Source organism: Ruegeria sp. AF8 (assembly GCF_056541825.1).
Window position 1 is genome coordinate 54654 of record NZ_JBQFYW010000007.1, and the last position, 19051, is coordinate 73704.

General features: G+C 59.6%; 20 protein-coding genes and 1 tRNA gene. 8 read left to right on the forward strand and 13 right to left on the reverse strand.

Annotated features, from left to right (window positions below; genetic code table 11):
• Positions 1-50: 50 nt before the first annotated feature.
• The 4 genes from rpsB to ACR0AO_RS13280 all read right to left on the reverse strand — a co-directional run bounded on the left by rpsB (position 51) and on the right by ACR0AO_RS13280 (position 2888).
• On the reverse strand, positions 51-830 hold the full coding sequence (gene rpsB, locus ACR0AO_RS13265; RefSeq protein WP_480604284.1) for a 30S ribosomal protein S2: 780 nt from the start codon (positions 828-830) through the stop codon (positions 51-53).
• Between the two features lie 165 nt (positions 831-995).
• The gene (olsA, locus tag ACR0AO_RS13270; protein WP_480604285.1) at positions 996-1832 is read right to left on the reverse strand and encodes a lyso-ornithine lipid O-acyltransferase; all 837 of its coding nucleotides are present in this window, start codon (positions 1830-1832) and stop codon (positions 996-998) included.
• Positions 1829-2590 carry an L-ornithine N(alpha)-acyltransferase gene (gene olsB, locus ACR0AO_RS13275; RefSeq protein ID WP_480604287.1) on the reverse strand — a complete coding sequence of 254 codons (762 nt, stop codon included), beginning with the start codon at positions 2588-2590 and terminating at the stop codon, positions 1829-1831. Before olsB ends, olsA begins: the two co-directional genes overlap by 4 nt.
• 109 nt (positions 2591-2699) lie before the next feature.
• Positions 2700-2888 carry a DUF3553 domain-containing protein gene (locus tag ACR0AO_RS13280; RefSeq protein ID WP_480604289.1) on the reverse strand — a complete coding sequence of 63 codons (189 nt, stop codon included), beginning with the start codon at positions 2886-2888 and terminating at the stop codon, positions 2700-2702.
• A gap of 48 nt (positions 2889-2936) precedes the next feature.
• On the opposite strand from ACR0AO_RS13280, the gene ACR0AO_RS13285 reads away from it, so the two are divergent.
• A complete protein-coding gene (locus tag ACR0AO_RS13285) occupies positions 2937-3533 on the forward strand; it encodes a histidine phosphotransferase family protein (protein ID WP_480604292.1) in 597 nt (198 codons plus the stop codon).
• Between the two features lie 24 nt (positions 3534-3557).
• Here the strand turns inward: ACR0AO_RS13285 and ACR0AO_RS13290 are convergent, their stop codons facing one another.
• The 9 genes from ACR0AO_RS13290 to ACR0AO_RS13330 form a co-directional block, all read right to left on the reverse strand.
• Positions 3558-4820 carry a glutamate-5-semialdehyde dehydrogenase gene (locus ACR0AO_RS13290; RefSeq protein ID WP_480604294.1) on the reverse strand — a complete coding sequence of 421 codons (1263 nt, stop codon included), beginning with the start codon at positions 4818-4820 and terminating at the stop codon, positions 3558-3560.
• Positions 4821-4863: 43 nt separating this feature from the next.
• Entirely contained in the window at positions 4864-5970 is a 1107-nt protein-coding gene (gene proB, locus ACR0AO_RS13295; RefSeq protein ID WP_480604296.1) for a glutamate 5-kinase, read from the reverse strand.
• Complete coding sequence (obgE, locus tag ACR0AO_RS13300) at positions 5958-6992, reverse strand: GTPase ObgE (RefSeq protein ID WP_480604298.1); 1035 nt, start codon at positions 6990-6992, stop codon at positions 5958-5960. Before obgE ends, proB begins: the two co-directional genes overlap by 13 nt.
• 37 nt (positions 6993-7029) lie before the next feature.
• Positions 7030-7566 carry a GNAT family N-acetyltransferase gene (locus ACR0AO_RS13305; protein WP_480604300.1) on the reverse strand — a complete coding sequence of 179 codons (537 nt, stop codon included), beginning with the start codon at positions 7564-7566 and terminating at the stop codon, positions 7030-7032.
• The gene (locus ACR0AO_RS13310) at positions 7563-8171 is read right to left on the reverse strand and encodes a LysE family translocator (RefSeq protein WP_480604302.1); all 609 of its coding nucleotides are present in this window, start codon (positions 8169-8171) and stop codon (positions 7563-7565) included. Before ACR0AO_RS13310 ends, ACR0AO_RS13305 begins: the two co-directional genes overlap by 4 nt.
• Before the next feature lie 96 nt (positions 8172-8267).
• Positions 8268-8537, reverse strand: a complete 270-nt coding sequence (rpmA, locus tag ACR0AO_RS13315; RefSeq protein WP_050602452.1) for a 50S ribosomal protein L27 — start codon at positions 8535-8537, stop codon at positions 8268-8270.
• Between the two features lie 11 nt (positions 8538-8548).
• The gene (locus tag ACR0AO_RS13320) at positions 8549-9136 is read right to left on the reverse strand and encodes a 50S ribosomal protein L21 (RefSeq protein WP_480604576.1); all 588 of its coding nucleotides are present in this window, start codon (positions 9134-9136) and stop codon (positions 8549-8551) included.
• Positions 9137-9348: 212 nt separating this feature from the next.
• Positions 9349-10158: a DUF2059 domain-containing protein gene (locus ACR0AO_RS13325; protein WP_480604304.1), complete on the reverse strand. Its 810-nt coding sequence runs from the start codon at positions 10156-10158 to the stop codon at positions 9349-9351.
• Positions 10158-11000, reverse strand: a complete 843-nt coding sequence (locus ACR0AO_RS13330; protein ID WP_480604305.1) for a DUF2059 domain-containing protein — start codon at positions 10998-11000, stop codon at positions 10158-10160. Before ACR0AO_RS13330 ends, ACR0AO_RS13325 begins: the two co-directional genes overlap by 1 nt.
• A gap of 123 nt (positions 11001-11123) precedes the next feature.
• Here ACR0AO_RS13330 and ACR0AO_RS13335 point away from each other — a divergent pair.
• The 7 genes from ACR0AO_RS13335 to ACR0AO_RS13365 all read left to right on the forward strand — a co-directional run bounded on the left by ACR0AO_RS13335 (position 11124) and on the right by ACR0AO_RS13365 (position 18873).
• A tRNA-Ser gene (locus ACR0AO_RS13335) sits at positions 11124-11213 on the forward strand.
• A gap of 472 nt (positions 11214-11685) precedes the next feature.
• Positions 11686-12990, forward strand: coding sequence for an amidohydrolase family protein (locus ACR0AO_RS13340; protein WP_480604307.1), 1305 nt, complete (start codon positions 11686-11688; stop codon positions 12988-12990).
• 36 nt (positions 12991-13026) lie between these two features.
• The gene (locus tag ACR0AO_RS13345) at positions 13027-14010 is read left to right on the forward strand and encodes a BMP family protein (protein ID WP_480604309.1); all 984 of its coding nucleotides are present in this window, start codon (positions 13027-13029) and stop codon (positions 14008-14010) included.
• A 16-nt stretch (positions 14011-14026) separates the two neighbouring features.
• Positions 14027-15385 carry an amidase gene (locus ACR0AO_RS13350; protein WP_480604311.1) on the forward strand — a complete coding sequence of 453 codons (1359 nt, stop codon included), beginning with the start codon at positions 14027-14029 and terminating at the stop codon, positions 15383-15385.
• The gene (locus ACR0AO_RS13355) at positions 15382-16902 is read left to right on the forward strand and encodes an ABC transporter ATP-binding protein (RefSeq protein WP_480604313.1); all 1521 of its coding nucleotides are present in this window, start codon (positions 15382-15384) and stop codon (positions 16900-16902) included. The genes ACR0AO_RS13350 and ACR0AO_RS13355 overlap by 4 nt, the downstream gene beginning before the upstream one ends.
• On the forward strand, positions 16892-17935 hold the full coding sequence (locus ACR0AO_RS13360) for an ABC transporter permease (RefSeq protein ID WP_480604315.1): 1044 nt from the start codon (positions 16892-16894) through the stop codon (positions 17933-17935). The genes ACR0AO_RS13355 and ACR0AO_RS13360 overlap by 11 nt, the downstream gene beginning before the upstream one ends.
• Entirely contained in the window at positions 17932-18873 is a 942-nt protein-coding gene (locus ACR0AO_RS13365; protein WP_480604319.1) for an ABC transporter permease, read from the forward strand. Before ACR0AO_RS13360 ends, ACR0AO_RS13365 begins: the two co-directional genes overlap by 4 nt.
• The last annotated feature ends 178 nt before the right edge of the window (positions 18874-19051 follow it).

Sequence of the window (19051 nt, forward strand, 5' to 3'; positions counted from 1 at the left end):
TTTGGGGCAGGTCATACCCTGCCCCAGATGTCATTCATGTGACGGGAAGCTTACGCTTCGGCAGGGGCTTCTGCGTCTTCCGCAACGGCCTCTTCGACGGGAGCTTCTTCCAGTTCGCCCAGGTCAACGCCAGCGGCGCCCAGTTGCGCCGACATGCCGTCCAGTGCAGCACGAGCGGCCAGGTCGCAGTACAGCGCGATGGCGCGGGCTGCGTCGTCGTTGCCGGGGATGATGTAATCCACACCATCGGGCGAGCAGTTGGTGTCGACAACAGCCACAACCGGGATGCCCAGTTTGTTGGCTTCGGCGATGGCCAGTGCTTCTTTCTTGACGTCGATGACGAACAGCAGGTCCGGAACGCCGCCCATCTCGCGGATACCGCCCAGCGAGGCCTGCAGCTTGAACTGGTCGCGCTCCATGCCCAGACGCTCTTTCTTGGTCAGACCTTCGGCGCCGGATTCCATGGCTTCGTCGATCTGCTTGAGGCGGTTGATCGACTGGGAAACAGTTTTCCAGTTGGTCAGCGTGCCGCCCAGCCAGCGGTGGTTCATGTAGTACTGGGCCGATTTTTCGGCCGCATCCGCGATCGGCTGCGCTGCCTGACGCTTGGTGCCCACGAACAGAACGCGACCGCCTTTGGCGACGGTTTCACGGATCGCGCTCAGCGCCTGATCCAGCATCGGAACGGTTTGGGTGAGGTCCATGATGTGGATGCCGTTGCGCGCGCCATAGATGAACGGCGACATGCGCGGGTTCCAGCGTTGGGTCTGGTGGCCGAAGTGAACGCCAGCTTCCAGCAGCTGACGCATGGTGAACTCGGGAAGAGCCATGCTTTGTTTCCTTTCCGGTTTCTTCCTCGGCGGGGGTTTCAGAGCGGATGCTCCAACCGGCGGTCCAATCGGGGATGTCTCCCCCAAAAGGGCCAAACCCCGCCTGCGGGTTTGAATGGCGCGCGTATACGGCAGGATTGGACCGGGCGCAAGGGCCAATTGCCCTTAATTTACGGGCCGGGCGAGCGCGTGCGCGTGGCGTACCGCCGCTTCGCAATGGGCCGCCAGCGCCTTGCGGTTCTCGAACTCGCTGACCTTTGCCGGTGAATGATAGATCAGTTCGATCCATCCCTGCCGCCGCGCCGCGAGGGTTTTGAGCAGGTGCGGGCCGAATTCCATTTCGCCCCACCAGCCGTAAAAACGGTCCGGCTGACCATCGGGGGCATGGAATATGACCGAAACGGGCTGAACAAAAATGCTATCGCGGAGATGGTCGGAAAAGAACGCCGCAAACAACGTTGACTTGAACGGCAAAACCCGCAGCCCGTCGGTTGAGGTGCCCTCGGGAAAGAACAGAAGTTTGTGCCCTGCCTTCAGGCGGCTCTCTAAAACCTGTGTCTGCTCGCGGGCCTTTTTCGGGTTGCGTTCGATGAACATGGTTCCGGTGGCGCGTGCCAGCCAGCCGATGCCCGGCCATTTTGCCACTTCGGCCTTGGACACGAAATAAACCCGCTTGCGCGCATTCAGGGCAAAGATATCCAGCCACGAAGTATGATTGGCGACAACCGCGCCCCGTTCCTGCATCAGTTCGCCGGACGTACAAAACCGGATCCCGAGGATGCGCAGTGCGTTTCGGCAGACAAACTGGGCGATATACGGTGTGATCGGGCGGTGAAGGCCATAGATCGGGTGTTCGATCAATCGCACCAAAAGCAGAACCAGCAAGCCGCCAAATACCAGCAGCGCCAGCGGTATACCGCGCGCCAGAGCGCGCAACCATCCGCCCCACCCGATCACGATCGGATCGGGGTCATTCACGCTGTTCCATAGGGGGCCGGTCACGTCTGCACTCCGCCGTAGATACGCCTTTGACGCTCGTTCATCCGGGCGGTGTCGAGGATCAGGCACACGTCAGTGGTGTTGAAGGCATGATCAATATAAGCGCCGTCGCCGACAAATCCCCCAAGCCTGAGATAAGCCTTGATCAGGGCCGGCACCTCGAGCATCGCCTTGCGCCGGTCCAGATCGCCCTGCGGAACAAGGTTCATGTCGAAGAAATGCCGGGGCTGGGCGCGAACACGAATGTCAGGCGGGGCGAGATGGTTGTGATACAGCATCGACAAGGGCTGAGCCAGCGCCCGCGCCTCGGTTCCGTGAAAACTGGCGACACCGAACAGGACGTCGATCTCGTTTTGGGCCACATAGCCCGCCAATCCGTTCCAAAGATGATACATCGCCGTACCACCCCGATAGTCGGGATGAAGGCAGGAGCGACCGAGTTCCAGCAGCTTTCTGCCGCCTTGCTTCAAGACGGTCAGGTCGTATTCGTCCTCGGAGTAGAATTGCCCGACGGCTTCGGCCCTGTCGCCGGGCAAAAGCCGGTAAACGCCGATCACTTTGCCGGACGCGTCATCAATGGCCAGCATATGGTCGAAGAACGGGTCGAACCGGTCGCGTTCCAGCCCGGCCTCGTGGTCAACCAATTCGCCGCCGCCGCCCAGTTCGCGCACGAAGACGTCGTAACGGAGCCGCTGGGCGGCACGCAGTTCCGCCTGGGTCTCGGCAATCTTGACGGTGAAACTCGGGCCGCGGTCAGGCATTTCCATTCCAGTGTTCAGGCGACAACCTCGCCGCCGCGCTGATACAGCAAATTTGAAAGAAATGGCAACACACCCGCGCTTTTCCGCCCCGGTGTTAACCATTCATAAATCAGTTTTCCGGATCAAAGACGGGCATCAGGGCAATGTACGTCCCGTCGATCACCACTTTCCCCTGCTCGCGGAAGTTAACGGTGATCTTGCCGCCGATGTTGGACTGAACCTGTCCAACGCCCCATTCGGGGAAATCGGGGTGGCGGACGAACATGCCCGGTGCAAGTATGGCATTTAGATCTGTCATGTGCGGCTCGGGTTCCGGGTCAATTGACGGCTCCCGCAGGAGGTATGCATGAGCGAAAGCAACGTCAACCTAGGCGCCTTGATCGGGTCGCGAATCTGTCATGATCTGATCAGCCCGATCGGCGCGATCACCAATGGTTTGGAATTGCTGAATATGTCGGGCGGCGCACAGGGACCCGAGATGGAACTGATCTCGGACAGTGTGGATGATGCCGGTGCCCGCATCCGCTTTTTCCGCATCGCGTATGGCGCCGGCGGCAACAAGCCGCTGGGACGGGCCGAGGTGGCCGGGTTGCTGTCCGACGTTGCTAGAACCGGACGTGTGAAAATTCACTGGCAGCCGACCGATGCCAAACCGCGCAGCGAAATCAAACTGGTCTTTCTTGCGATCCAGTGCTGCGAATCCGCCATGCCTTTCGGCGGGACGGTCGAGGTTTCCTGTTCAGAAGGACAATGGAGTGTGGCGGGGACAGCGGACAAGATGAACCTTGATCCGGACCTGTGGCACGGTCTCAATTCGCGGGAATTCCAGGTGCAGATCACACCGGCGCTGGTTCAGTTCGCGCTGTTGACGCAATCGGCAAAGGAATTCGGTCGGCGGGTGCGGGCCGAAACAAGTTCGACCCGCGCCGCTATCCGGTTCTGACCGGACCTGGCCGGATTGATGCGGTCAGGCCCGGGTGGCGCCGTTGCCCCGCACCAGATATTTGAAGCTGGTCAGCTGCGCCGCGCCAACCGGGCCGCGCGCGTGCATCTTGCCGGTCGCGATGCCGATCTCGGCCCCCATCCCGAACTCGCCGCCATCGGCGAACTGGGTTGAGGCGTTGTGCATCAGGATGGCGCTGTCGAGGCGCTCAAAGAACCGCGCGGCGGCGTCCTGATCCTCGGTCATGATGCAATCGGTGTGATTCGATCCGTATTGGCGAATATGTGCGATGGCCGCGTCGATATCCGGCACGGGACGCGCCGAGATGATGCTGTCGAGGAATTCCCTGCCCCAGTCATCTTCAGTCGCGGCGACGGTCCCGTTGGCTGCCAGATCTCCATCGGCGTGGACCTCGACGCCAGCCGCCATAAGCGCGAAAACGACATCCCTGCCGATCGTGTCCACCACGTCATGATGCACCAACAGGCATTCCGCCGCACCACAGATGCCGGTGCGTCGGGTCTTGGCGTTCAGAACCACGTCGATGGTTTTGGCAAGATCCGCCGCCTTGTCGATATAGATATGCACAATGCCTTCGAGATGCGCGAAAACCGGAACCCGGGCCTCGCGCTGCACAAGCCCGACCAGCCCCTTGCCGCCGCGCGGCACGATGACATCGACATATTCGGTCATGGTCAGCAGTTCCTGAACCGCCGCCCGGTCGCGCGTCGGCACCAGCTGGATCGCGGCCTCTGGCAAACTCGCCGCCTTCAGCCCTTCGACCAGACAGGCGTGAATCGCCTGCGACGAATGAAAACTTTCCGACCCGCCCCGCAGGATCACTGCATTTCCCGATTTCAGACACAGTGCGCCCGCATCCGCGGTCACATTCGGGCGGCTTTCATAGATGACGCCGATCACGCCGAGCGGCGTGCGCACACGCTGGATGTTGAGGCCCGTGGGCATGTCCCATTCGGCCAGCACCTCACCAACAGGATCGACCTGCTCTGCCACAGTGCGCAGCCCGTCGACCATGCCGCGAATGCGCGTCTCATCCAGCATCAGACGATCCATCATCGCCGGGCTCAGCCCCTTTTCGCGGCCGAATTCGAGGTCTTTGAGATTGGCCTCGATGATCTCGGCCCGATTGGCCCAAACCGCGTCCGCAGCGGCAATCAGGGCCGCATGCTTGCGCTCGGCAGTGGCAAAGGCAAGCTCCCTGGACGCTTCCTTGGCGCGGGCGCCAAGCTCGGCCATCACGGCGGGTATATTGTCCAGATCCTTCATCGCCAGAGCCTTTCGATTTGAGCCATTCTATCAGAATTTCGCGTCAGAGCGCCATATCGTCCCGGTGTATCAGGGCCGCCCGGCCCGGATATCCCAGGGTGCCTTCGATCTCGGAAGATTTGCGCCCCTTGATCGCATCCGCCTCTTGCGCGGTATAGCGGCTGAGGCCCTGCCCCAGCCAATGCGCCTCGGCGTCGAGGATGGTGACAGGATCGCCCCGGCCGAATTCGCCGCAGACCTCGACAATGCCCGCGGGCAGCAAGCTTTTGCCGTTGGACAGGGCCTTGGCTGCGCCACTGTCCACGATGATCTCACCTCTGGGCTTCATGGCTGCGATCCAGCGCTTGCGCGCGGCATGCGGGTCAAGTGTCGCCGTGAACCAGGTACAATTTGCGCCGTTTGCAAGATTTTTCAACGGGTTAAGAGGGGAGCCTTCGGTAATGGCCATGTCGCATCCCGCCGCGATCGCCATTTTTGCCGCCATCAGCTTTGTCTTCATGCCCCCTTTGGACAGGCCAGAACCGGCATCGCCGGCCATCGCCTCGATCTCGGGCGTGATCCTGTCGATCACGTCAAAGCGCCGGGCCGACGGATCCTGATTGGGATTGGCGGAATAGAACCCGTCCACATCCGACAGCAGAACAAGCTGATCCGCACCAACGGTCACCGCGATCTGAGCGGCAAGCCGGTCATTGTCGCCATACCGGATTTCATCGGTCGCCACGGTATCGTTTTCGTTGACGATGGGCACGACCCCGAGACCCAGAAGCGTTTCCAGCGTCGCGCGGGAGTTCAGATAACGGCGGCGATCCTCGCTGTCTTCCAGAGTAACCAGAACCTGCGCGGTGGTGATGTCGTGCGGGGTCAGCGCCTCTTCATAGGCGCGCGCCAGGCGAATCTGGCCCACCGCTGCCGCCGCCTGCGATTTTTCAAGCGGCAAGGCTGTTGCGGGAAGCTTCAGCACCCCACGTCCAAGCGCGATGGAGCCGGACGAAACCAGAATGACGTCCGCACCCTGCCCTTTTAGCCACGCTACGTCGCTGGCCAGAGAAACCAGCCAATCGTCACGCAACAACCCGGTGTGCCGGTCGACCAGAAGGGCCGAACCGATTTTGACGACAACCCGTTTGGCCGAAGTCAGGGTTGCCACGGCTGCGCCTCCTCGGTGGGTTTGTGGCGCAGGCGGTCGGCGTCAATCTGCATGCGCAACGCGCGCAGAACCTCGGTCACCCCCTGACGGGCGACGCCCGACATGGTCATGACCGGGCCGCCGACGGCCTCTTCCAACTCGTCTCTGGCCAGATCCAACTCGTCCCCGTCCAGCGCGTCGATTTTGTTCAACACGGTGATCCGGGGTTTTACGGCCAGCTGCCCGCCATATGCCTCAAGCTCGTGAATGATGGTGCGATAATCTTCGGCCACACTCTGCGAGGTGCCATCGACCAGGTGCAGCAAAACCGCACAGCGTTCGACATGGCCCAGGAAACGATCCCCGATCCCGCGCCCTTCATGGGCACCTTCGATCAGGCCGGGAATGTCGGCCACGACGAATTCCACATTGTCGACACCGACGACGCCAAGGTTGGGATGCAGCGTGGTAAAGGGATAGTCGGCAATCTTGGGGCGCGCGTTCGACGTTGCCGCCAGAAACGTGGATTTGCCGGCATTCGGCATCCCCAACAGGCCGACATCCGCGATCAGTTTCAGCCGCAGCCAGATGGTGCGTTCGATCCCGGCCTGACCGGGATTGGCCCGGCGCGGCGCCTGATTGGTTGCCGACTTGAAATGCAGGTTGCCAAAGCCGCCATTTCCGCCCCTGGCCAAAAGCACCCGTTCGCCGACTTCGGTCAGATCGGCCAGAACCGTTTCCTCATCCTCGTCGAGAATCTCGGTTCCCACGGGAACCCGCAAAACGATATCGTCGCCATCCTTGCCGGTGCGCTGCTGTCCCCTGCCCGGTTGACCGTTTTTGGCGAAGAAATGCTGCTGATAGCGAAAGTCGATCAGGGTGTTCAGCCCTTCGACCGCCTCGACCCATACCGATCCGCCCTTACCGCCATCGCCGCCGTCGGGGCCGCCATATTCGATATATTTTTCACGCCGGAAGCTGACGCAGCCGCCGCCTCCGGCCCCGGACCGGATATAGACCTTTGCAAGATCGAGAAATTTCATGATGGCTCCCTAGTGCAAAGGCCCGACCGGCCACAAGTCAGAGTTTTCGGCTATAGGTCCAGGTGGGCACATTCGCGTTGCGCGCCACCGAGAAGGTTTCGGCATCGCCTAGATACTGGAAACCGCAATGTGTCAAGACGCGTGCCGAGGCGGGGTTATCCTGAAACACGCTGGCAAACATCGTGCGGTTGCCCAGCGGGTTTTCCGTAACCAGCGCTTCGACGGCCATCGAGGCAACACCGGTGTTCCAATAGATCGGCGCGACCCAGTATCCGACCTCGGACTGGTTGCGATCCATCTTTTCCAGAGAGATCAGGCCGATCAGTTCCGGCCCGCCATCCTTGGTGGCGTCCATTGCCCAGACATCCTCGACGCGTTTGTCGTCCATGGCGCGGGTGACAAAGGCCTCGACCGAACCGGGTGGGACCGGGTGCGGGATGGATGTCGTCATGCGCGCCACACGTTCGTCGCTGGTATAATGCTCGATCAGTCCCATATCCGACCGGCGCAGGGGGCGCAGGTGGAACCGCTCGGTTTCGATGACCGGCTGATTGATTATTGTTTCAATTTTCATATGTGCGCTCCTCCTCCGAACAACACAAACAGGACGGACGCGACGGTCAGGCCCGCCAGTGTCCACATCAGATATTTCTCGGCACCCCGCCCCGCAACCGCATGAGCAATTCGATCGCCCGCCAGCGTCCAGACCGGATGCAGCAGCAACTGGCAGCTCAACAAACAGAGAGCGATTGTGAGCGTGGCCTCAAACGGAGACGTTCCCATGGCGACGAAACCGGTGAAACCGGCAACGATCATCGCCCAGGCCTTGGGGTTGAGCGGGTGAACCACCAAACCGGCCCAGAAGCCCGGCGCAACATCCCCGGACCGCCCGGGCGCAAGCCGCAAGTTGGCAATTTTCCAAGCCAGCCAGCAAATATAGGCGGCCGAGACGAATTTCAGCACCGTGAACACGCCCGGGGCCTGCCCGGCCAATTCCATCAACCCGAATCCGACCGGCCAGATGATCAGTTGTTTGCCCAGAACAACGCCCGCAACAAATGGCAAAGCCGCCCGAAATCCGTATCGCGCACCGGTTCCCAACAGAGCCATGTTGGCCGGGCCCGGCGTGCCGACCTGACTGGCAGCAAAGATCAAAAAGCTGGTTGTCGCGACAGACATGGTGTTCAGGATCAACAAATGGTGAAAACGAGAAAGGGGACCGGCATTTTCTGCCGGTCCCCCATGAATTTTGTCTTAAACCTTATGGGTTTCGGCTTACTCTGCGGCCTCCGCCACTGGCAGGACCGAAATGAAGGTGCGGTTTTTGAGCCCCTTGTGGAACTTCACAGCGCCATCGACAGTTGCAAAGATAGTGTGATCTTTACCAATGCCTACGCCTTCGCCCGGCCAGAACTTGGTGCCGCGCTGACGCACGATGATGTTGCCTGCGATGGCGGCCTGGCCACCATACAGTTTCACGCCAAGGCGGCGACCAGCTGAGTCGCGACCGTTACGGGAGGAACCGCCAGCTTTCTTATGTGCCATTCTCTCTCTCCTTAGCCTTTGGCCAGATCTTTGGCCTGCTCAACCCATTCGGGTTTCACTTTGACCGTCTCGATAGCAGCAATCTGCTCGTCCGACAAGGCGGCCAGAGCGGCAAAGCTCTCGATACCGGCCTCGGCCAGCTTTTTGGCGGCGGCAGGGCCGACACCGGTCAGCTGTGTCAGATCATCGGCGGCTTCTGCCTTTGCGGCAGGTTTCGCAGCCGGCGCAGCAGCCGCGCCCGCAGGGGCAGAACCGGTTGCAGCCTTGATGCCCGACTTGTCAGCGCCCGACGACAGGATGTCGGTGATTTTGACCAGGGTCAGCTTCTGACGGTGGCCAACGGTACGCTTCGAGCTGTGCTTACGACGGCGCTTGACGAATTTGATGACCTTGTCACCCTTGATCTGTTCGATCACTTCGGCCTGAACGCCTGCGCCTTCGACGAACGGTGCACCGACCACCGGCGCGTCGCCGCCCAGCATCAGAACATCGTTGAATTGAACTTTTTCACCTGCATCGGCAGCCAGCTTTTCAACGCGGAGGATATCGCCCGCCTGAACCTTGTACTGCTTGCCGCCAGTCTTGAGGACCGCAAACATGCGTCTTTCCTTTTCATTCCCGCGTTCTGTGGTCCCCGCTTTGCGGGCGTTGACGGCCTTGGCCACCTCGAACAGCGCGCCCTTTTCGGGCTGTGTGAGCGACCCTGAGGACATGCCTTGCGGGTCAAACAATAACGATACCCGGCGCGGAAAACCGGCCGGGATGCGCGCTTATCGGTTCTATCCGTCAGATTGTCAACCGAATTCGCGGCCTAAAGCTCCGTCGCAGAAAGAGCCCGCGCGACGGCCAATCCCATATCATAGGAAATGCGATCATACATCTCGCCAAACCCCGAAAAAAGCGCCCGGTTCAGCGCACGGCCCGCTCCGGTCTGCGAAAAGGCGATGTTTTCGCGCATCTGCGCATCGGTGAGCGGTTGATAGGCCATCAACAGAAATCCATACAGCCACTCAGTCGTGTTTTCGATCGTGTCTTCCTGCTGGTCCAGCAGCTCTGAAAGAATCGCGCCATCGTTCACCGGTTGCCCCTGCCCTTCGGCAAAGCCGCGAAAAAAGTTCAGATCGGCGCTGAAAGAACCGCGAACATTCTGATCAACCAGATCGTTAACCGTGATATATTCCCGGATCAGCCGGAGCCGGGGATCCTTTTCGTCCATCTCCTCATAGATGGATTGCGCGTATTCCTCGATTGACGGGTCAGAAAACGCGCGCCGCGCCGAGTTTTCCAATGAAATGATCTGTTGCCCTAGATCGCTGTCAAAGAACACGGCTGCCTGAACCATATGTTCGGCTGCCATGTTGCGCTCCAACGAATTCCGCAGGGCTTTGGCAATTCTCTCTGTGGAATAGATCGCGCTCACCCGCTCCTGAAACGGCGGACCACCCTCGCCGCCCAGCATGTCCTGGTTCAGGTCACGGCCAAAGGTCAGCCCCTCTTCGCGCAGAATCTCGACGACTTCGTTCAGCCGCAAAGCTTCGGCAAGCTGATCCAGTGCCTCTTCCGAGGCCAGAGCGGCGGGAACGATTCCGATCACCAAGAAAAGGACGGCCAGAACGCGCATCAGATATCCTGCGCCGGTCGAAGATCGGCCATGCGCGCCGCCAATACCTCGAACCGGCGCGCCATTATTTCATACTGCACCGCGTTCAAGAGCTCATAGACTTCCTGCATCAGCGGCTTCTCCAGCGCCTCGACATAGGCATCGACATCGGCGTCGGAAAAATCCTTGTAGGTATAGGCGGCACCGGCCAGGGCGGACAGCTGCAACGCGCTGCGCTGCGCCGACTCGTTTCGTTCCAGCATGCTCCGCAACTCATCCGCGTCGAGCGCCAGGTCAATAACGCCGGCGGCGCTGGCCGCCAGCATGAACCTGAGCTGGATTTCCTGCAATGCGCGCAATGCAGTACCGCTTGCGTCAATGGCGCGGTTCATCCGCTTGAGGCTTTCCACCCGCGAGGACCCATCTTTCACCAGATCGGCGACGATGGCCTGCCCTTCGAGCTGCTTGGATTCATCATCCTCGATCATATGAGACGTGTTTTCGGCCTCGACCAGCCTTTGCCCGAGATCTGAGGCATAAAACCCCACCGCATGATCGAGCGCCTCGTCGCTAAGCGTTTGTTCCAGGATCGTAACCGCGGTTTCATGCATGATCTGTGTATCGAACACCTCTTGCGTAAGCTGTTCCCACTGCGAACCGAAAGTGCCCGCGTCGATACCAAGCATTTCAGGCGCCGAAGCCGATGCAAACGCGATGCTGTCCAGCGCGACGTCGAATCCCGTTGTGGTCAGGAAAGCCTCGATCCTATCCCTGTCGGCGGCACGTCCTGACACGGGGGCTATCATCGCAAACACGGCGACCAACGCCATCAACGGGGCACAAAGGCGATACAGTGATTTCATGGTTCCCAGCCTAAGTGAAATACGTCTGTGGGCAATGGAAAAACCGTCTATGGACGAAAAGCCGAAATTTCCGCTTGCACCCTCACGCGTTCACCACTAAATCCCCCCCTCACAGACCCCCGCGGAGAGGTGCCGGAGTGGTCGAACGGGGCGGTCTCGAAAACCGTTGTGGGTGCAAGCCCACCCAGGGTTCGAATCCCTGTCTCTCCGCCACTAACCATCTAAAAATAATGGGTTTTCGCTCGAATAAGGCTTGACGCCGGAGTGGATGTCAAAGTTTCTCTACGCTGAAAGTCGGCATAACTTTGCCGAGATTTCAGGATCCGATTGCGCCGACTATGCCGTTTCAAGACGCCGAAACCGTTTCCTGGAGGGCTCTTGGCGGCCACCTTCGATAACTTCGCCGAGCAAAAAATAGGAGGTGTCCGCAAATCGTGTTGGCCTTTGGCCTAAGCCGCTCAATCAGCTTGGTCGGCTCATTGCCGCCATCCATCGATACGACGAATTGCTGCGTTCGAATTCCGCATTGCACGCATTCGCATTCGATCGACGCCTCACGGTCTCGCGTCCACAGACAGCCGAGTTACGGGAGACTATCCAACGCACTGGTTCCTGAAACACCGCAAATATATATAGCATTTTTTCAGAATACTTTTACCATGTGGTCAAATTTGGGGGACGATGAATGCTCGATATCATCATCAGACAGGCTTGGCTGCCAGATAGCCGCCGACCGCTGGATATAGCGATCAAAGGTGACCGTGTAGCGGAAATCTCCCCCGAAATTAGGGCCGAACCGCGCGAAGAAATCGATGCTGCTGGCCGCTTGGTTTCTCCCCCATTTGCCGACCCGCACTTCCATATGGACGCGACCCTGAGCCTCGGGTTACCGCGCATGAATGTCTCGGGCACGCTTTTGGAGGGTATCGCGCTGTGGGGTGAGCTGAAGCCCCTGTTGACGCCCGATGCAGTGATTGAGCGCGCTATGCGGTATTGTGATCTGGCTGTGTCGCAGGGGCTGCTGGCCATCCGTTCGCATGTGGATGTTTCATCGACCCCGTTGGTGGGGGTTGAAGCGCTCTTGGAGGTACGTAATCAGGTCGCCCCCTATATTGATCTACAATTGGTGGCATTTCCACAAGATGGTCTGTATCGCGCAGAAAATGCGGAGAAAAATCTGATCCAGGCCCTTGATATGGGTGTCGACGTCGTGGGAGGAATCCCGCATTTCGAACGCACGATGTCGGAAGGGGCCCGGTCGGTTACGCGACTGGCTGAAATTGCGGCGGATCGCGGCCTGATGCTGGATTTGCATTGCGACGAAAGCGACGATCCGATGTCGCGCCACGTGGAAACCCTGGCCTATGAAACCACGCGCCTTGGGCTTGGCGGGCGGGTTACGGCAAGCCATGTCACGGCAATGCATTCCTATGACAATTATTATACCTCGAAGCTTATTCCGCTGATTGCGGAAAGCGGCATGAACGTGGTTCCAAACCCGCTAATCAACATCACGCTTCAAGGGCGCTCAGACACCTATCCGCGCCGTCGGGGTCTGACCCGAGTGCCAGAGTTGCGCGCGGCAGGTGTGAACGTCGCCTTTGGGCAGGATTGCACGATGGATCCATGGTATTCGCTTGGCTCGGCAGACATGTTGGAAGTGGCTCATATGGGCGTGCATGCAGTTCCGATGACATCCCGCGAGGCGATGGAGTGGGCGTTTACTTCCGTCACCCAGAATGGCGCCAAGGCCATGGGTCTGCCCGACCCGACAATCCGTGAAGGCGGCCCTGCCAATATGGTTGTGCTGCAAGCGCGTGACCCGATTGAAGCAGTTCGAATGAAGGCCACCCGCCTTGCCGTTATCAAAAACGGAAAGGTGCTGGCCCGTACAGAACCCCGAATGGCCGCGCTTTCGTTGCCCGGCCGCCCCACGACCCTGGATCCCGCAGATTACGCGCCCGGGCCCAATACTCAGGAAGCTCAATAACAAGAACAATTGCCACCAACAGAAGAGGATACACCAATGAAACTCATCACAACCCGCCGTCAACTGATGGTCGGTGCTGCGGCCACGCTGGCCCTGCCGGCTTATGTCCGTCGCGTGAATGCACAATCTGCGACCCGTGTCGCTGGCGTGCATATGTCTCCGGTTGAAAATGCGTGGAACAGCCGTATCCATGTGGCGATGCAAGAAGCCGCCGATGCTGGCCTGATCGAGTATGAGTTCTCGGAAGGTGTGGCTCCGACCGACTATCCCCGCGCGATGCGTGAATATGCCGAAGGTGGTGCGCAAATCATTTGGGGCGAATCCTACGCCGTGGAACGCGAAGCACGCGAAGTAGCGGGTGACTACCCCGAGACTGCGTTTCTGATGGGGTCTTCCGGCGGGCCGGAAGGTGACAACTTTGGTGTCTTTGGGACCCGCAACCACGAGGCTGCCTATCTGGCCGGGATGCTCGCGGGCCAAATGTCCGAAAGCAACGTTTATGGCTCGGTCGGTGGTTATCCGATCCCCGAGGTGAACCTGCTGATCAACGCTTTCCGGATGGGTGTAAGTGAAGTGAACCCGGACGCTACCTTCGTCAATGGCTTTATAGGTGCGTGGTTTGATCCGGCCCGTGCGCAGGAAGCTGCGATTGCCCAGATCGATGCGGGTGCGGATATCCTGTTTGGCGAACGCATTGGCACTGCGGATGCCGCCCAAGCGCGTGGTGTGAAGGCCATCGGTTCTCTTATCGACTATACACCGCGCTACCCGGGCACGGTCTTTGCCAATGCGATCTGGAATTACGGCCCAACCATCGAGGCCATCGTGGCGGACGTTCAGGCCGGTAATCCCACCGGGCGGAATTACACGGAATATTCCTTTATGGCCCATGGCGGCAATGAGCTGATCTATGTCGCCGAAGAAGTGCCCGCCGACGCCATCCCGGCGATGGAGGCCAAACAGGCCGCGATCCAATCCGGTGAATGGGACGTTCCGATCGACGAAAGCGAGCCCTCCTGAACCCGAGGGCTTTGACGTGACCGATGCGACAGCTCTTGCAGCTGCCATTACGGCGGGGCAGATCTCTGCCTGTGACGTGATGGAAGCCAGCCTTGCCGCCTGCCACGCGCGGGCGGACTTGGGGGCCGTGGTATATCTGGACGAAGATTTGGCCCGTGCTGGGGCAAAGGCGGCAGATGCTTTGCCACCTGAACAGCGCGGGCCATTTCATGGGGTTCCGTTTTTGGTGAAAGATCTCGGCAGTTTCGCAAAAGGACTGCCTGCTGCGGCAGGATCCGCAGCAATCCGCGCACAAGGGCGTAAACCCGAAAGCGACAGCCATCTGCTGCAGGATTTGCGCCAAACCGGCCTAATCCCGTTTGGTTTGACGGCAACACCGCCATTCGGCCTTTCCTTGACATGTGAACCAGATGGCATGGCTGCCACCCGCAATCCATGGAATCCTGCGCTGACTCCAGGTGGCTCATCCGGCGGTGCTGCGGCAGCGGTTGCAGGTGGTATCGTTGCCATTGCTCATGCCACGGATGCGGCCGGGTCCATCAGAGTACCTGCTGCATGCTGCGGTTTGACCGGGCTCAAGCCTTCTCGTGGTGCGGTGCCCGGAGGCCCTGATTTTGCTAATCACCTGATGGGGATAGCGTCTGAGCTGGTCCTGGCGCGGTCGGTCCGCGACATGAAAACTGCCTTTGACGCGGTAGTTCAGCCCATGGCCCCTGTGCATCTGCCGGAACGTCCCCGTATCGCGTTGGCCTTGCCGGACCGTTGTGGAGCTGACCAGCACAATGTCGCGAAAGGTGCGGCCGACGCGCTGCGCGACGCAGGTTGTGAGGTGCATGATGTTCATGCCCCCGACCGACTGGGGGCTGAGGCTCATGCAATCGCCCGAACCATACTGGCTGTTTCGTTGGCCGAGTGGCTGGCGGCGCTCAGGATCTCTGATGATCAGGTCCCTCCGCTTGCCGCGGCCATGGCTGCCGAGGGTCGTGCGACACCTGCCACGGCGCTTTTTGCGGCATCACGACAGCTTGCGCGCCTAACAAATCGGTCTCGCAAGCTTTTCAGTTCCGCCGATGCCATCCTGATGCCGGTCCTCTCGTCTGCACCGCCGGTTGTCGGCACTTTAGATCTTTCTGGTTCTGCTCCCGACGACCACATGGCGCGGCTGGAGGTTTTTGCACCAAACGCAGCACTTGCCAATGTAGCGGGTTTACCTGCCTTGGCGTTGCCTTTTGGCACGGCAAACCGCCTGCCGCTCGGTGTGCAATTAATCGGTCCGCCCGGCGCGGACTTTGCGATACTGAAACTTGGTGCTCTGATCGAGGCCGGCGCGCCCGAAATTTCCTTTCCGTTCCCAATCGCAGGGTTGCCCGCATGACCAAAGTTCTGGAACTACACGGCATTACCAAGCGTTTTGGTGCGCTTACTGCCAACGATGATGTGACCCTGACACTGGCAGAGGGGGAAATCCTTGCGCTGCTGGGGGAAAACGGCGCGGGCAAGACGACGCTGATGAATATCCTGTTCGGCCATTACGCAGCCGACGAAGGCTCTGTCAGGGTGTTTGGCAAAGAGCTTCCTCCGGGTCAGCCGCGTGCAGCGATCGAGGTGGGTGTGGGAATGGTACACCAGCACTTCACGCTTGCCGCCAATCTCACGGTTTTGGAAAACGTCATGCTTGGTTCTGAACCCCTGACACGCGCTCGTTCTGCTCGTGGCCAGGCCCGCCAAAAGTTATTGCAGATCGCAGATCGGTTCGGCCTGCCCGTGAACCCCGAGGCCAAGGTTCGGTCGCTTTCCGTGGGGGAACGCCAACGGGTCGAAATTCTGAAAGCGCTCTATCGCGACGCGCGCATACTGATCCTGGATGAACCTACTGCCGTTCTGGCCCGGCCCGAGGCGATGCGCTTGTTTGAAACGCTGCGGGACATGACGAAAGAGGGTCTTTCACTTATCTTCATCAGCCACAAGCTGCATGAAGTCATGGCAGCCTCTGACCGTGTGGCTGTCCTTCGTGGCGGCAAGATGGTTGCGGAACGTAAAACCTCTGAAACCAACCCCAGAGAGTTGGCGGAACTGATGGTCGGCCGCAAAGTTGAACGGCCCGTACGCCATGACCACGAGATCGGCGCGCCAGTCCTGATTGCAAAAACTGTGCGCGTGGAAGATGGCGATGAATTGCGGTTGGATGATGTGTCTTTCACCGTCCATGCTGGTGAGATCCTTGGTATCGTCGGCGTCTCAGGCAATGGCCAGGCATCGCTCGGCGGGCTGCTGTCTGGATTGGTTCACCCAAGCGCCGGGCAGTTGACACTCCTGAACGAAGATATCGGCCATCTGGGGCCACGCGGAATGATCCGAGCGGGCGCAGGCAGAGTGCCTGAAGACCGGCATGCAGAAGGTGTCGTGGGCGAGTTGAGTCTGTGGGAAAACGCGGTGCTTGAACGGCTGCGCACACCAAAATTTTCGCGCTACGGCTTTGTCCGGCAACGCGCGGCCCGCGACTACACCTCAGGGGTGATCGAACGTTTTGATATCCGTGGCGCCAGCCCCGACACACGAACAAGGCTGCTGTCTGGTGGCAATATGCAAAAGCTGATCCTTGGCCGGGTCCTGACCAACGGGCCGCGCTTTGTGCTCGCCAACCAGCCGACGCGGGGCCTTGATGAGGGGGCAATAGCGGCAGTTCACGCCGAGCTTTTGGCCGCACGAGCCGAAGGTGCCGCGATCCTGCTCATCTCGGAAGAATTGGAGGAAGCCGTGGCCCTGTCAGACCGGATACAGGCCATCGTCAAAGGCCGCTTGTCAAAACCCATATCCGCTGACGAAGCCGACCCGCAACGCCTTGGTCTGATGATGGCGGGTGTCTGGAAGGAAGATGATGATGCGGCTTGAACGACGCACACATGTGCCGTTGCAACTGATAATCCTTGCGCCGCTAGCCGCGATCTTTACCGCATTGCTTCTGGCTGCGGGCCTCATTGCAGCTGCGGGTGTTAACCCGTTTACGGCATATGGCGAAATGCTGACCGGTGCGCTTGGCTCTCGCCTGTCAATTACTGAAATGCTGACCCGTGCCACACCGCTTATTTTCACGGGGCTTGCAGCGGCGGTCGCTTTCCGTGCGCGGCTTTGGAACATCGGTGGCGAGGGGCAGTTCTTTGTCGGCGCGCTGATCACCGCTTGGATCGGTCATTCACTCGGGGTTCCAGGATGGATAGGTATTCCGATTTTGATGCTGGCAGGCATGGCAGCGGGCGCAGCCCTGTTGGCAGGGCCTGCCTTTTTGCGTCTGCGTTTCGGCGTGGATGAGGTGGTGACAACCCTACTGCTCAACTTCATCGTAATTCTTTTCGTAGGCCTCATGATTGAGGGTCCGATGCGCGATCCGCTGGCATTTGGGTGGCCCTCTTCTGTGCCGGTAGATGGGGATTTCCGTCTGCCGGACCTGATCCCCCGCACGCGTCTTCATATCGGGCTGCTTGTTGCTATCGCTGCAGCAGGTGCTGTTTGGTTGATCCTTGCGCGTACTGTTTTTGGTGCTGAAACACGCGCAGCAGGCTTAAACGCCAGTGCCGCCGCCTTTGCCGGAATCTCCCTGCCCCAAACGATCATGGGCGTGGCCCTGCTTTCGGGTGCTTTGGCAGGGCTCGCAGGGTCCGTCGAAGTCATGGGTGTTACCGCAGGGGTCACCACCACGATGAGCCCCGGATTTGGTTATGCAGGCATCGTTGTCGCCATGCTCGCTGCTTTGCACCCGGCGGGGGTGGTCGCCGCCGCTGTTTTTGTGGCCACCGTCTTTGTCGGGGCTGACGCCATGAGCCGCGCCACCGGTGTTCCCAGTTTCATCGCCGATGTGATCGTGGCGCTCTGCCTGCTTACCATGATCGTGGCCCTTCTTTTCACAACCTACCGGGTGCGCCGATGAGTGATGCAATTGATCTGCTGCTGAATACCAGTCTCTGGGCTTCCGTGCTGCGTATCGCAACGCCGCTCATATTTGGCGTCCTTGGTGCGTTACTTTGTGAACGTTCAGGCGTGCTCAATCTGGGGATCGAGGGGATCATGACCATGGGCGCGATGAGCGGTTGGCTTGCCGTCTACATGGGCGCGCCTTTGCTGGTGGGCCTGATGATTGCGGCGCTTTGTGGTGCGGTGATGGGATTGCTGCATGCCATGCTGACGGTCCCACTTGGGCTTTCGCAGCATGTATCTGGGCTTGGTATCACGCTGTTTGCATCCGCTTTGGCCTATTACCTTTACAGGTTAATCGTTGAAGTGGGTGATCTGCCCCCGACGATCGAGGCTTTCCAGCCGCTCAATGTTCCAGGGCTGTCCGATCTACCCATTCTGGGTCCAATTGTGTTTTCCCAGGCTCTACCGACCTACCTCGCGCTCTTTGCTGTGGCTGTGATGGCCTATGTTCTGGTCCGTACACCGCTTGGGTTGGCTATTCGCATGACCGGTGAAAACCCGCACGCGGTTGAGGCGCAGGGGCTGAACCCAATCCGTATCCGCATTGGCGCAGTTATCGTGGGATCGGCTTTGATGGCGGTGGGCGGGGCTTTCCTAACGACAACTGCGTTTAACAGCTTTTTCCCGGGTATGGTTCAGGGGCGCGGCTGGATTTGCATTGCGCTGGTTGTGTTCGCTGGCTGGCGGCCTGGTAAGGCGCTGATTGGCGCGGTGTTGTTCGCATTCTTCGATGCATACCAGCTGCGGCTGCAGACGGCGATTGAAGGCGTGCCCTACCAGCTCTTCCTGATGGCGCCCTACGTGCTTTCCATTGTCGCGCTCGTCCTTGTCGCCCGCAGAGCCGAAATACCTGCGGCGTTGATGGCACCCTACCGGCGCGGCGAACGATAGCGGCATTCGTTCGCTCATATTGGCCGGCACCAACGAATTTCCTAGAAAGAGTATTTGTTCAAGGTGACCATGAAAAACGGGATATTCGATATTTGACCGAAATCCGGAGACCTCCGAGCACACCAGTTTTGTTGGCCCTCAGACGCAATGCAGCAGCTTAGATTGAGCCCCGGTTCAA